The 14,333-nt window shown below is 62.5% G+C and carries 12 protein-coding genes; 10 read left to right on the top strand and 2 right to left on the bottom strand.

Annotated elements, in window-relative coordinates; genetic code table 11:
- Positions 1–36: 36 nt before the first annotated feature.
- Positions 37–420 carry a GreA/GreB family elongation factor gene (locus ABW043_RS12945; protein ID WP_353921622.1) on the bottom strand — a complete coding sequence of 128 codons (384 nt, stop codon included), beginning with the start codon at positions 418–420 and terminating at the stop codon, positions 37–39.
- 184 nt (positions 421–604) lie between these two features.
- On the opposite strand from ABW043_RS12945, the gene ABW043_RS12940 reads away from it, so the two are divergent.
- The 10 genes from ABW043_RS12940 (at position 605) to ABW043_RS12895 (ending at position 12,830) form a co-directional block, all read left to right on the top strand.
- Positions 605–1,870, top strand: coding sequence for a Glu/Leu/Phe/Val family dehydrogenase (locus ABW043_RS12940; protein ID WP_353921621.1), 1,266 nt, complete (start codon positions 605–607; stop codon positions 1,868–1,870).
- A gap of 336 nt (positions 1,871–2,206) precedes the next feature.
- Positions 2,207–3,916, top strand: coding sequence for a potassium-transporting ATPase subunit KdpA (gene kdpA, locus ABW043_RS12935; RefSeq protein WP_353921620.1), 1,710 nt, complete (start codon positions 2,207–2,209; stop codon positions 3,914–3,916).
- A 20-nt stretch (positions 3,917–3,936) separates the two neighbouring features.
- Positions 3,937–5,991, top strand: coding sequence for a potassium-transporting ATPase subunit KdpB (gene kdpB / locus ABW043_RS12930; RefSeq protein ID WP_353921637.1), 2,055 nt, complete (start codon positions 3,937–3,939; stop codon positions 5,989–5,991).
- Positions 5,992–6,003: 12 nt separating this feature from the next.
- Positions 6,004–6,585, top strand: coding sequence for a potassium-transporting ATPase subunit KdpC (gene kdpC / locus ABW043_RS12925; protein WP_353921619.1), 582 nt, complete (start codon positions 6,004–6,006; stop codon positions 6,583–6,585).
- A 6-nt stretch (positions 6,586–6,591) separates the two neighbouring features.
- The gene (locus ABW043_RS12920; protein ID WP_353921618.1) at positions 6,592–9,270 is read left to right on the top strand and encodes a DUF4118 domain-containing protein; all 2,679 of its coding nucleotides are present in this window, start codon (positions 6,592–6,594) and stop codon (positions 9,268–9,270) included.
- On the top strand, positions 9,267–9,962 hold the full coding sequence (locus ABW043_RS12915) for a response regulator (RefSeq protein WP_353921617.1): 696 nt from the start codon (positions 9,267–9,269) through the stop codon (positions 9,960–9,962). The genes ABW043_RS12920 and ABW043_RS12915 overlap by 4 nt, the downstream gene beginning before the upstream one ends.
- Positions 9,963–10,109: 147 nt before the next feature.
- A complete protein-coding gene (locus ABW043_RS12910; RefSeq protein WP_353921616.1) occupies positions 10,110–11,000 on the top strand; it encodes a lipid kinase in 891 nt (296 codons plus the stop codon).
- A 100-nt stretch (positions 11,001–11,100) separates the two neighbouring features.
- On the top strand, positions 11,101–11,787 hold the full coding sequence (locus tag ABW043_RS12905) for a phosphatase PAP2 family protein (protein ID WP_353921615.1): 687 nt from the start codon (positions 11,101–11,103) through the stop codon (positions 11,785–11,787).
- 263 nt (positions 11,788–12,050) lie between these two features.
- On the top strand, positions 12,051–12,260 hold the full coding sequence (locus ABW043_RS12900; RefSeq protein ID WP_353921614.1) for a hypothetical protein: 210 nt from the start codon (positions 12,051–12,053) through the stop codon (positions 12,258–12,260).
- A gap of 51 nt (positions 12,261–12,311) precedes the next feature.
- Complete coding sequence (locus tag ABW043_RS12895) at positions 12,312–12,830, top strand: YcnI family copper-binding membrane protein (protein ID WP_353921613.1); 519 nt, start codon at positions 12,312–12,314, stop codon at positions 12,828–12,830.
- Positions 12,831–12,911: 81 nt separating this feature from the next.
- On the opposite strand, the gene ABW043_RS12890 is transcribed toward ABW043_RS12895, so the two are convergent.
- Positions 12,912–13,607 (bottom strand): L,D-transpeptidase, encoded by a 696-nt coding sequence (locus tag ABW043_RS12890; protein ID WP_353921612.1) that lies wholly within the window; start codon positions 13,605–13,607, stop codon positions 12,912–12,914.
- Positions 13,608–14,333: the final 726 nt, after the last annotated feature.

Raw genomic sequence — 14,333 nt, 5'->3', positions numbered from 1 at the left:
GCTTGGGTGGTCGGAATGCAATATTCCGGCGATGCGCTACCAGCCGTAGTCCAGCACAGTGAGCGTGCGGAGGCGGCCATCGTCGAGCCATTCGATGGACGAGTTCTTGCGCATGCCGATCAGCGCGGCGCCGACGGGGCCGAGAATGGGTACATTGCCGCGTTCGCCGAAGGCGCGATTGGGGTAGGTCAGGCGACCGAGGCGGACCTGGCCTTCATCATCCAGCCGGAACATGACGCGGTGGCCCATCGAGACACCGGCGGGGTTCCACGGATCGCAGACCTCTGCCCGTTTCAACTCGCGCTCGAGATAGGCCGAGACATAGGGCATCGACTCGAACGAGCGCTCGGCCAGCACCATGACGCGGTTGTAATCGTCTGAATTGATGAGGATTTCGGGCAGGGGAAGGGAAGGAAACACAGGTGAATGGAACCGGGATAACGAGGTTTTACGATACTCCGACCGCAGAAATGCACAGTCAATAGGCGGGCAGAATATATTCTGGTCAACAAGCGTCAGGATTATTGACCTATGCATTCTGATATGGAAGTTTGTTGATGCATTTTTGTGCATAGTGCACATTTCATGATCGCAAGGAACCATGATGTCCGACGACACCCTGCTAGATCGCGCCCTTCTGCGTCTCGAAGAGGCCGCCAACCATCTCAAGATCGACCAGGACGTCATCGAGAAACTCAAATATCCGCGCGAAACCACCAAGACGCGCCTGTTGATCCGCATGGACGACGGCTCGCGCAAGTCGTTCCTCGCCTGGCGCTGCCGCTATGACGACACGCGCGGCCCGACCAAGGGCGGCATCCGTTTCCATCCCGATTCCACCGTCGAGGAAGTCGAAACGCTGGCCTTCTGGATGACCTTCAAGTGCGCGGTGATGAACCTCCCCTATGGCGGCGGCAAGGGCGCGGTGCGGGTCGATCCGCATCAATTGTCCAAGACCGAATTGGAGCGCCTGTCGCGCGCCTATGTGCAGGCCTTTGCCAATATCATTGGCCCCGACCGCGATATTCCGGCGCCTGACGTCTACACCAATGCCATGATCATGGGCTGGATGGCCGACGAATATAACCAGATCACCGGCGAAGTTCGCCCGGCCGTCATCACCGGCAAGCCGATTGCGCTCGGTGGTTCGCTCGGCCGCAATGACGCGACGGCGCGCGGTGGCTTCTATCTCGTGCGGCACCTGGCGACCGAACTCGGCCTCGACAAGGACCATACGGTTTCAATTCAGGGCTTTGGCAATGCCGGGCAGTACTATGCGCGTCTGACGGCGGCTGATGGCAATTCAGTGATTGCGGTTTCGGACTCGACCGGGGCGATCCATCGTCCGGGTGGGCTCGACGTCGAAAAGCTGATCGCGGGCAAGGAAGCCGGCCGTCGCGTTGCCGACATGGCCGCCGAACTCGGCGCGCATGTCATTTCGCCCGATGATCTCCTCGGGGTGGAGACTGATCTCTTTGTGCCGGCCGCGCTGGAGGACATGATCACCAAGGACAATGCCGCGACGATCAAGGCCAAGGTTGTGCTGGAGCTGGCCAACGGCCCGGTGACCCCGGATGCCGACAAGATCCTCAACGACAAGGGCGTGATCGTCCTCCCCGATATTCTGGCCAATGCCGGCGGTGTCACTGTGTCCTATTTCGAATGGGTGCAGAACCGTCAGGGCTACTATTGGGACCTCGAAGAGATCCACGCGCGCCTCCTCAAGATCGTCGAGCGCGAAGGCCGTGCGGTCTGGGACATCGCCCAGTCTCGTAATGTGTCGGCGCGTTCCGCGGCCTATATCCACGCGCTCGGGCGCCTGGCCAATGCCATCGAGGCACATGGCACGCAGCCGTTCTTTGCCGGCTAGTTTGGTTCGAAAGTCTTGATTTTTGGGGCGTCGCTGGGGGATCAGCGGCGCCTTTTCTTTATGCGCGCTTTATGCGGCTTTATGCATTCCGTATGGAAACTTTACGCCCGAAGGTATGAATGTGCGGGCCTCTCTCATGGAGGCTCGACATGTTCGATATCTTCTTTCTCGCGCTGGGCGTGGGCTTCTTTGTCCTGACCTTTGCCCTCGCAAAACTCCTGGCTCGGGTCTAGCGCCATGCTGATCTGGCTCTGGGGGCTCGGCGCCCTCGCTATCGCCGTCTACATGGTCATCGCCCTGTTCCGGCCCGACAAACTTTAGCGGAAACTCTTCAAAATGAACTGGCAAGGATGGGCGGAAATCGCCCTGACCCTTGGTCTCGCCCTCGCTTTGGGCTGGCCATTGGGCATCTTCATGTCGCGCGTCTGGAACAAGGAAAGCACCTGGCTCGACCCGGTGCTGAAACCCGTTGAGCGCGGCTTCTACGCTGTCGCCGGCATCGACCCCAACAAGTCGCAGGGCTGGCTGGGCTATGGCGCCTCGCTGATCGCCTTCAACCTCTTCGGCTTTGTGTTGCTCTACGCCATGCTGCGTCTGCAGGGCATTTTGCCCTTCAACCCGCAGGGCTTTGCCGGCGTCTCGCCGGACCTGGCGTTCAACACGGCCGTCAGCTTCGTCACCAATACCAACTGGCAGAGCTATGGTGGCGAAACCACCATGAGCCACTTCACCCAGATGGTCGGCCTGACGACGCAGAACTTTGTGTCTGCGGCGACGGGTGCAGCTATTGCTGCTGCGCTGGCTAGGGCTTTTGCCGGCAATCGCGAAAGCGGAATCGGCAACTTCTGGGCCGACCTGGTGCGCACGACGCTCTATGTGCTGCTGCCGCTCTCGATCGTCCTCGCCGTGGCCCTGATCGGCATGGGCGTGGTGCAGAATTTTGCTGCTTCGGTCAGCGTGACAACGCTCGATGGCGCGAGCCAGACCATTTCGGTGGCCCCGACCGCGAGCCAGCTTGCGATCAAGCAGTTGGGCATCAATGGCGGCGGTATTTTTAACGTCAACTCGGCGCATCCGTTCGAAAATCCGAGCCCGCTGACCAACCTGATCACGGCTATCGCCATCAATACGCTTGGCTGGGCCGCTTTCTTCGCCTTTGGCCGCTCGGCTTTTGCGCGCAAGGAAATCCGTGCCCTCGCAACGGCCGGCATCCTGATCCTCGGCGCTGGCGCTGGGGTGATCTATGTGGCCGAAGCACAGCCAGCTCCGGCTCTCGTTGCCGCGGGAATCGAAAACCCGATCAATATGGAAGGCAAGGAGACCCGGTTTGGTCTTGCCAGCACGGCCGCCTGGGCCGCCCAGACGACGGGCGCATCCAATGGTTCGGTCAATGGCATGCACGACAGCCTCATGCCCTTGGGCGGCGGTATGTCCATGCTGCTGATGATGCTGGGTGAGATTCTGCCCGGCGGCATCGGCTCGGGCATTGCCATCATGGTTGTCATGGCCGTGCTCTCGGTCTTTGTGGCTGGCCTCATGGTTGGGCGCACGCCGGAATATCTGGGCAAGAAGATCGAGGCGCGCGAAATCCAGTTCGCCATGGTGGCGCTGCTGGTCGTGCCGCTGTCGACGCTGGGCTTTTCGGCGCTGACCGTCGTCTGGCCGGATGGGCTTGCGAGCCTCTTCAATCCTGGCGCGCATGGGCTGAGCGAACTGCTTTATGCCTTCACGTCGGCCACGGCCAATAACGGCTCCGCCTTTGGCGGCATCTCGGCCAACGTGCCGTGGTGGAACACCACGCTAGGCCTCGCCATGTTGCTCGGTCGCTTCATTCCGATCGTGGCTGTGCTCGCCATCGCCGGCAGCATGGTCGCCAAGCCCAAGCTGGCTCCGAGCACGGGCACCCTGCCGACGACGGGCGCGCTGTTCATTGGCCTGCTTGTCGGCGTCATCATCATTCTGGGCGCGCTGCAATATTTCCCGGCGCTCGCCCTTGGCCCGATCGTCGAGCACTTCCAGGTGCTCGAAGCGGTCGCGGCAAACTGAGGTCTCCTCACATGTCTACAATGGAATTTGGAACTGAAGGCAAGGGAGGCACAAGGCTAGCCGGTGGCCTCACGGCCGCGACGCTAGCCCGTGCCATGGGCGATGCTTTCGTCAAGCTCGACCCGCGAAAGCTGTTCGGCAATCCGGTTATTCTCGCCACCGAACTCGTCGCGGTCCTCGCGACGGTCTCGGCAGTGATTGCCATCGGCAGCGGGACCAATGGCGGCTTTGCCGTCGCCATTGCCCTCTGGCTCTGGGCCACCGTGCTCTTTGCCAATTTTGCCGAGAGCATTGCCGAAGGCCGGGGCAAGGCCGCCGCTGACTCGCTGCGGGCAACGCGCACCACGACCAAGGCCAAGCTGATCGTCGACGAAAAGCAGGGTCTTGTGGTGCCGACGCCGGCCCATGAACTCGGCCTTGGCCAGGTCATTCTCGTCGAGGCCGGCGATGTCATTCCGGTCGACGGCGAGATCATCGAAGGCGTGGCCTCGGTCAACGAGGCGGCGATTACGGGCGAAAGCGCTCCGGTGATCCGCGAATCCGGCGGCGACCGTTCGGCGGTGACTGGCGGCACGACGGTGGTGTCGGACTGGATCAAGGTGCGCGTCACCTCGCGTCCGGGCTCGACGTTCCTTGATCGCATGATCGCCATGGTGGAAGGCGCTGATCGGCGGAAGACACCCAACGAGATTGCGCTGGCTGTGCTGCTGGCGGGCCTGACGCTGATCTTTCTGATCGCCGTCGTGACGCTGCTGGCCTTTGCCGCCTATTCGGGTATTGCGCTCGATCCGGTTGTGCTTGGCGCGCTATTCGTCTGTCTGATCCCGACCACCATTGGCGGCCTGCTTTCGGCCGTCGGTATCGCCGGCATGGATCGTCTGCTCAAGGTGAATGTGCTGGCAACCTCGGGGCGCGCCGTGGAAGCCGCAGGCGACGTCGATACGCTGCTGCTCGACAAGACCGGCACCATCACCTTCGGCAATCGCATGGCGACCGAAGTCATTCCGGCTCCGGGGATCAGGGAAGATCTGGCTTTCCGCGCGGCGGTCATGACCTCGCTGGGTGACGAAACACCCGAGGGTCGTTCAATCATCGAACTGGCACGCAACAAGGGCATCAGCCTCGAGGCCCCGGTCGACAGCACGATTATCCCGTTCACGGCATCGACCCGGCTTTCCGGCATCGACACGGACGGCAAAGCGTGGCGCAAGGGTGCCGTCGACGCGATCCTGAAGCTGACCGGCAAGACCGATGCCGACGCACCGGCACAGTTCCGGCAGGCGGTGGATCGCATTGCCCGCAGCGGTGGCACACCGCTGGCCATTGCCGAGGGGAAGACGCTGATCGGCGTCATTCACCTCAAGGACGTGGTGAAACCCGGCGTTGCCGCTCGCTTTGCCGATCTTCGGAAGATGGGTCTGCGCACCGTGATGATCACGGGCGACAACCCGGTCACGGCTGCGGCTATCGCGGCCGAGGCGGGCGTCGATGACTTCCTCGCCGAAGCGACGCCCGAGGACAAGCTGCGCCTGATCCGCGAGGAGCAGGGCAAGGGGCGTCTGGTCGCTATGTGCGGTGACGGTGCCAATGACGCGCCAGCTTTGGCCCAGGCCGATGTTGGCGTGGCCATGCAGACGGGCGCCCAGGCGGCGCGCGAAGCGGGCAATATGGTCGATCTCGACAGTGACCCGACCAAGGTCATCGAGATCGTCGAAGTCGGCAAGCAGATGCTGATTACCCGCGGTGCGCTGACGACCTTCTCGATTGCCAACGACGTCGCGAAGTATTTTGCGATCATTCCGGCGCTGTTCGTGGTTGTGCTGCCGCAGTTGCAGGCGCTCAACGTCATGGGGCTGACGAGCCCGGAAAGCGCGATCCTCTCGGCGGTGATCTTCAACGCCCTGATCATTGTCGCGCTCATTCCCCTCGCTCTGCGCGGCGTTAAATATCGCGCAGTTGGGGCCGGTGCGCTGCTGTCGCGCAACCTCCTGATCTACGGTCTTGGTGGCCTCATCGCCCCCTTTATCGGCATCAAGATCATCGACGTTGCCATCACCGCACTCGGTCTCGCATAAGGAGCAAAGAAAATGCTGAACCAGGCAAGACCTGCAATCGTCTCCATGCTGCTGTTCTCCGTCATTCTCGGCGGCGCCTATCCTGCCGTCGTGACGGCGGCGGGCGGGGCGCTGTTCCCGGCGCAGGCCGAGGGGTCATTCGTCAGGAATGCGGCGGGCGAGGTTGTCGGCTCGAACCTCATCGGGCAGGTGACGACTGAACCGGGTTATCTCTGGCCGCGTCCTTCTGCGGCGGGGGACGGCTACAACGCTGCCGGCTCGTCGGGGTCCAATCTGGGACCGCTCAATCCGGTGCTGATCGAGCGCGTGGCGGCGGATGCCGCTGCCGTTCGGGCCTATGCGCCAGAAGGGGCTATTCCGCCCGATGCGGTCACCACATCCGGCTCGGGGCTCGATCCCGAGATATCGCCGGAGTTTGCGGCGCTGCAGGTGGATCGCATTGCCGCGGCGCGGGGTATAAAACCCTCCTTGGTAGGGGCTCTTGTCGCGGCCAATACCGAGGCGCCGCTGCTGGGCTTTATCGGCCAGGCGCGCGTCAATGTGCTGATGACCAATCTGGCGCTCGACAGCGCCTATCCGATCAAAACCGAGTAGTCCGACGTGCAAGACATCCGGCGTCCAGATCCCGAAGCGCTCCTCGCCGAAACGCAGAAGGCGCATCGGGGCAAGCTTAAGGTTTTCCTGGGCATGGCGCCGGGTGTCGGTAAGACGTACGAGATGTTGCGCCAGGCGCGGCGGCGCAAGATGGATGGGCTCGATGTGGTCATCGGGCTCGTCGAGACGCATGGGCGCAAGGAGACCGAGAGCCTCTTGCGCGGCATGGATGTGCTGCCGCGGCGGCCGATCGAGCATCGGGGGCGGACGCTGCTCGAATTCGACATCGATGCGGCGCTGGCGCGAAAACCCGAGCTGCTGATCGTCGACGAATATGCCCATACCAATGCCTCGGGTTCGCGGCATCCGAAACGCTGGCAGGACGTCGAGGAATTGCTGGCGGCGGGGATCGATGTCTGGACGACGCTCAATGTCCAGCATCTCGAAAGCCTCGTCGAAGTCGTGCTCAAGATCACCGGCGTCCGGCAGCGCGAGACGGTGCCGGATGGAGCGCTGTCGCGGGCGGATGATATTGAAGTCATCGACATTACCCCGGCTGAACTGCGCGAGCGCATGGCGGCGGGAAAAGTCTATGTGCCCGAAACGGCGCGGCTGGCAGCGGACAATTTCTTCAAGCCCGAGAACCTGACGGCGCTGCGCGAACTGGCGCTGCGGCGCGCGGCGCAGACGGTGGACGACCAGCTTAACGCTGCGATGCGGGTGAAGGGGCTGGAGGGGCCTTGGGCGGCGGGAGATCGTATTCTGGTTCTGGTGGCCGACGATGGCATGTCGAGTGCCCTCGTGCGGCAGGGCAGGCGGCTTTCTGACACCATGAAGGATGCGCCCTGGATCGTGGCGCATATCACACGCGGACGGTCGGAGGACGGAGAAGCCGGGACGACCTCGAAGCTGACGGATGCGCTGAAACTGGCAGAGCAGTTGGGAGCGACGACGGTGGTGCTCAACGGCAGTGATCTCGTGGCGGCGGCGCTCGCCTATGCGGGTCAGAACAACGTGACGCAGATTGTCATCGGCAAGGGCCGCGACAATCGATTGCGCGAAATGTTCGGGCTGTCGCTGGCGGCTGAATTGCTGCGAGCGGCGCGGGGCGTGTCCATTCACGTCGTGACCGAGCCGGGTGAGAACCAGGTGCGGATGCGCCGGCCGTGGTTGCAGATATTGAAACGCGGCTGGGCGCCCTATGCGATTGGGCTGGGTTATGTGGGCGTCGCCACGGCGCTGGCCTATCTGCTCGATCTGCAGTTCGAGCGGGCGGATCTGGGCATGATCTTCCTTGCGGCCATTCTGGCGGCGGCGGTGGTGCATGGGCTCGCGCCGGGCATGGTGGCGGCGGTCTGCGCCTTTGCCGTCTACAACGTGCTGTTTTTGAGCCCGCGCTACAGCTTTGCCATCGGCTCGCCGACAGACCTGCTGACGCTGATGGTCTTTCTCGCCGTGGCGCTGGCGACGGGTATCCTGGCCGGCCGTTCACGCGACCGGGCGCGAGAAGCACAGCGGCGGGCAAGCGATGTGACCTCGCTGCTGGTGGCGACGCGGGCCTTTTCGCGCGCGCCGACCAAGGCGGAGGCAGCGCGGGCGCTGGCCGAGCAGACGACGGCGGCGACGGGGGCGAAGTCCATCGTGCTGCTTCCCGAGAACGGTGAATTGGTAACCGTCGCCGGAGCGCCGGAGGCGCAGGAGCTGGGGCCGGGCGCCATGGCGGCGGCGCGCTGGACCTGGGAGCGGGGCGAGCCGGCCGGGCACAATACTGGTACCTTGCCGCAGAGCAATTGGTCGTTCCGGCCGCTGCGCGGGGTGCAGAACCGGGCGGGCGTGGTCGGCATCGAGCGGGTCGCGACATTGCCGGGATCGGATCAGGAAAAGCTGCTTACGGCGCTTGCAGATGGCGGTGGCATTGCCATCGAGCGCGCCGAATTTGCGCTGCATGCGGTGGAGGCCGAGACGCTGCGGCGTTCGGATCGATTCCGGACGGCGCTGCTGAATTCAGTAAGCCATGATCTGCGGACGCCGCTGTCGACGGTGCTTGGGTCGTCCTCGACGCTGCTGGAGCTGGGCGACAAGCTGGCGCCGGCGGTCAAGCAGGACCTCTTGGAATCCATCCGCGAGGAGGCCGAGCGGCTCAATCACTATATCCGCAATCTCCTCGACATGACCCGGCTCGAAGGCGGCGGGGTGACGCTTCGGCTCGAAGACAGTGATATCGAGGCGGTGCTTCGCGCGGCCACGGCGCGGCTGAGCCGGAGGCTGGGCGAACATTCGATCACCTACGATTTTCCCGCAGAACTGCCCAAGGTGACGATCGATCCGGGGCTGCTGGAACAGGCGGTCGTCAATATCCTTGAAAACGCGATTGCCTATTCGCCCGACAATACCGAAATCAGCATCGCGGCCTATGAGGACCGCAAGAAGATCATCATCAGCATCGAGGATGAGGGCAAAGGCATTCCCACCGACGAGCTGGAGCGCGTCTTCGACAAGTTTCGCCGGCTCGAGGAGCCGACCGATCGCAGCAAGGGCGTGGGGCTGGGCCTCTCGATCACCAAGGGCTTCATCGAAGCCATGGGCGGCACCATCGTGGCAGCCAGCCCAATTCATGGCGACAAGGGCACGCGCATGCTGATCGCTCTCAACAAGTCGGAAGCCGACGTCTGGAAAGACAAGTGAACCAACCACTCGCACGCATTCTGGTCATCGACGATGAGCCGCAAATTCATCGTTTCCTCGGACCGGCGCTGGAGGCAGCGGGATACCACCATCGGCGCGCCGACAACGGCACGCAGGGGCTGCGCGAGATCGCGCAGTGGAGCCCCGATGTCGTCATCCTCGATCTCGGCCTGCCCGACATGGACGGCAAAGATGTGCTAACGCGGGCGCGGGCCTTTTATGAAGGGCCAATCCTCATCCTTTCGGCGCGCGACAAGGAAGGCGAGAAGATCGAAGCCTTCGAAAGCGGCGCCAATGACTATGTCGAAAAGCCCTTTGGCATCGGCGAGCTTTTGGCGCGTATCAAGGTGGCCCTACGTCCGCGGGTCGTGGCGCAACCGGCAGCGACAAAAGTGCGGTTCGGCGATGTTGAGGTGGACCTCGACATGCGTTACGTGACCCGAAACGGCGAGCCGGTACACCTGCCGCCCAAGGAATATGCGCTGCTGACGCGGTTGATTTCGGGCAATGGCAAAGTTCTCACCCACAAGGAGCTACTGGTGGCCGTTTGGGGCGTCGCCCATACGGAAGATACGCAATATCTCCGCGTCGCCATCGGCCAATTGCGCCAAAAGCTGGAGGCCGATCCGGCTTCGCCCGGTTTCATCGTGACCGAACCAGGCATCGGCTATCGGCTGAAGCGTGAGGGCTAAGTTCGGTCCGCTTCGAGAGAGGCTTTCCAAACTTCCCGCTTCACACCCCTCGCTCGGCGCGTTTCAATTGCCGAAAGCGCTTTGCCGGGGTTGCGGCGGGGCGGTTTCGTGGCCATGTGGAGACCTTCGCCATTCGAGGTCCAATTCATGAGTGCTGTTCCATCTGCCCGTCGCCGCGCTCTGATGCTGGTCAATCCCAATGCCAGGCGCGGTTCCGAGGCCCTCGCGCCGGTCATCGAGCGTTTGGCAAAGGGCGGGGTCGACGCCGTGGTGGAGCGCTTCGAGACGCCCGACGAAGTGTCGGCCGATATCGCGCGCCGTCGGCATGAGGCTGATCTGGTCATTGTCTGCGGCGGGGACGGCACCATCAATTCGGCCGCCAAGGGGATTTTGGAAACCGGGCTGCCCATGGGGATCATGCCCATGGGCACAGCCAACGATCTGGCGCGGACGCTTGGCATTCCCAATGGCCTGCTGCAGGCCGCCGACGTCATCGTTGCCGGGAACATCAGCCGGGTCGATCTGGGTGAGGTGAATGGCCACCCCTTCTTCAATGTCGCGAGCTTGGGCCTGAGCGTCGATCTTGCCCGCGGTCTTACCCCGGAAGCCAAGCGCCGCTGGGGCAAGTTGGGATATGCCCTCGCGGCTCTGAAGGTGGCGATGCGCGCCAAGCCGTTTCGTGCCGAGATCATCAGCAATACCGGCCACGAACGCGTCAAGACGCTGCAGATCGCGGTGGGAAATGGCGTTCACTACGGCGGCGGCACGATGATCCATGCCGATGCGACGATCGAGGACGGGCACCTCGATCTCTATAGTCTTGAACTCAAGAACGTCTGGAAATTCGGCCTGATGCTGGGCGCTTTCCGCCGGGGGGAGCATGGCCTTTGGGACGAAGTGCGCACGGCCAAGAGTACCGAATTCGACATTCGCACCGACGAGCCCATGCCGATCAATACCGATGGTGATCTGGTGACCCAGACGCCGGCCCATTTTCTGATCAGGCCAGACGCCATTTCCGTATTTTCGCCCGGCTGAAGGATCGGAAAGTCACCGTAACAGTTCTTGCATACGCACCGGAGACAGGAAGTTGAACCCATCAGGCCAGGTCCAGCCCGCGTGGCGATCGCCAGACAACATGTTGCTCTATATCGGCTGTGCGGTGGCCGCTGCGCTGCTGACCGTCTTCGGAATTCTGGCCGATCAGGTTGTTGACGGCGACACAGCCGATTTCGATCGTGCCATGGTTATGCTGTTCCGCGACCCCGCTGCGCCAACAGTGCCGCTCGGTCCCGCATGGTTCAATGAAGCGGTGAGGGACATCACTGCGCTGGGGAGTTTCCCCGTCCTCGGCGTGCTGGTCATCGGCGTAGTATTGCATCTGCTGTTGACCGGGTCGCGCCGCACCGGGCTGTTGATCGCCATAAGCGTCATCGGCGGCACAATTATCAGCATGACGCTCAAAGCGATCTTTGATCGGCCACGGCCGGATTTCACCGGGGCTGTCGATGTGTTTACATCGAGCTTTCCGAGCGGGCACGCGACGACCTCCGCTGTCGTTTACCTGACGATCGGCGTGCTGCTGGCGCAGCGTTCTTCGACCTGGCCAGCCCGTACCCTCTACATTTCCGGCGCAATCATCCTCGTGGCGGCAGTGGGCCTGAGCCGGATCTATCTCGGGGTACACTTCCCAACCGACGTCCTCGCTGGCTGGTCCCTCGGGGCTGCCTGGGCACTGATCTGTCTTGCCGTGGCACACGCCCTGCGACGGCGCGGCACACTCCACGACGAAGCCCCGCCCGGCCCGCCGACCGAGGTGGCTTAGGTCGGTTTGACCAAGGTCAAGGACGTTGCGACAAAGATGTCGTTGAGTGCAGCCTGATCGCCGGATATAGCGGCACTATCAGGGGGCACGATGCCGTTCAGAACGCGGAGCATCATCAGGGAGACCGCCACCGCCGTTGCGGTGCTGGCCCTTTATGTCCTCGTGCTGCTGGCGCCGCTGCACAGGCCGCCGGCCTGCAGCGCGATTTCGATTCCCTCGGCTATGCCTCGCTCGACCTCTGGTCGGTCTGCGCACCGCTCACCGTGGACCAGACCGACGAACAGCCGCAGGTGGCCAAGTGCCCCGTCGCGGGCCTTGGCAAGCATGACATTGACCTGGTCGAGCCTGCCTCGCTTGATCTCGGATATCTCCGGCTGCCGACAAAAACCTTCTATCCCTCTGTCGTCGAGCAGAGACAGTCTTCGACCGCGCCCCATATCGGGCAGGCCCGCGCGCCACCAGTGATGGTCTGAGCAACCGGCGTAACGCCGACCCTCCGACCCCCTTTCGCACTGGAAATCATCATGATCCGCATTCTCGCCGCTTCGGCCACACTCGTCGTCGCCCTGACCGCCGTTCCCGCTTTCGCACACGTCACTTTGGAAGTTCAGGAGGCCGCCGTTGGCTCGACCTACAAGGCCGTGTTGCGCATTCCCCACGGTTGCGGGACCGAAGCGACCAACGTTGTCCGCGTCCAAATTCCGGAAGGCTTTTACAATGTGAAGCCGATGCCGAAGGCGGGCTGGACGCTTGAAACTGTGACCGGTCCTTATTCCCAGCCCTATGACAATCACGGCACCCAGCTCAACGAGGGCGTGACCGAAATTGTCTGGTCGGGTGGCGATCTGCCCAACGACTGGTACGACGAGTTCGTCTTCCGCGGCACCTTCGCGAGCACGCTTGAGGCGGGCACGTTCTACTTCCCCGCTATCCAGGGCTGCGCCACGGGCGAAGAGGCCTGGATCGACGTGACTGGCGATGAAAACGCTGAAATGCCCGCGCCGAGCGTGGAACTGGTGCCTGCGGACGCCGCCGACCACTAAGCTGTGGACTGACCGTTTATCGCTACCGTGCCGACATGGGCACGGTAGTTGCCGCGGCAACACCGTCGGCGGTAGAGGCTGTCAAGCCTTCAGCACCACAACTTTTGTATCCACGGGGGTCTTCTCGTAGAGGTCCAGCATGTCCTGCGTAAGCAGACCGACGCAGCCGCTCGACACGCCTTTGCCGATCGTCTCGGGCATGATCGTGCTGTAGATCGTGTAAAGCGTATAGGCGCCATTCTGGTAGAGATAGAGCGTTCTTGCGCCGAGGGGATTGTCCAATCCCGGCGGCATGCCGCCGGCATAGGGGGCCGCCTCCGGTTGGCGCGCGATCATCTCCTTGGGCGGCGTCCAGACCGGCCATTCCGCCTTGCGGCCAATATAGGCGTCGCCGCTCCAGAGGAACCCGGCGCGGCCGACATTGGCACCGTATCGGGTGGCATTTCCGTCGCCTTCGATGCGGTAGACATAGTAGTGGGCAGGATCGACGATGATCGTGCCGACCGCTTCATTGGAATTGTAGCGCACCGTTCGGCGCAGATACTTTGGATCGACCTTGCTCAGTTTCACCGCCGGGATGGGGAAGCGCTCATTGGGAACGGGCCCGTAGACTCTTTCCGCTTCCGCCATGCTCATTCCAGCAGGTGAGCAAGCCGCGAGGCCGAGCGCACCCAAGGCTGCCGCGCCACCCGCCAGAAAAGACCGGCGACTTACGCGCCCGGGCCCCGCGTCCGAGTTGACCTCGTCGGCACCGAGAAAACCACCCTTTGTCACCATGACACCCTCCCGCTGGCGGAACGCACTGTCTCGCCTGGCAAGATTGGTCCCACAAAACCCGCTTGGCAAGCTCCGCGTTTAGCGGGGGTAGGGGCGGCCTCCACCGAAGTCCTCGACTTGGGGCAGGCTGCCATCCTCGAGCCGGGCACTTGATTTCCTGGCCAAGGGACGCGCCACGATACCTTGATCGAGTAGTGACCTCATCCGACGGCCGGTGAGCTCGACAAGAGACGCAGCAACGCAACACGTGGCGATTTGCGCGCTTACTGGACCTTGCAGATCCTATGTTTAGGGAGATTTGGCTGGGGAACCTGGATTCCCAGCAAAACTAAATATGGCCCGTAAGTCACTGAAAACATTGATGTGGTCAGTGGCCAACTTGGCCACTTGGACCATGTCGGTGGCCAACGGTCAATGGTGCACTCTTCGAGATGAAGCCTGTTTGGGAGGACAGGCTCAGACTAATCAGCTGTCTCAAATACTGGTCTGCCCCGATGAGATCGTCTTAGGCGAAACGCTTTGCACTGAAACTTCGCTTTGAAGATCCGTGCGGGAGGAGCGCCCCGCATATTGCCTGAGATGATCCCGCTAATCGCCAACCTGTGGCGAGCGCCCGTTAGTGACGGGCGCGCTTTGCGCTGGCGCAAAAATGCAGCGATGCAATATTAGCATTGCATAGTGATTTGATTTTCGGCGAGGGCCTTATGCCGCGAGTCTCGACTTCGA

The organism is Devosia sp. (genome assembly GCF_040509215.1).
Taxonomy (GTDB): Bacteria; Pseudomonadota; Alphaproteobacteria; order Rhizobiales; family Devosiaceae; genus Devosia.
Note: the sequence above shows the minus strand (reverse complement) of the source record. Positions and strands in the feature narration are given on the sequence as shown.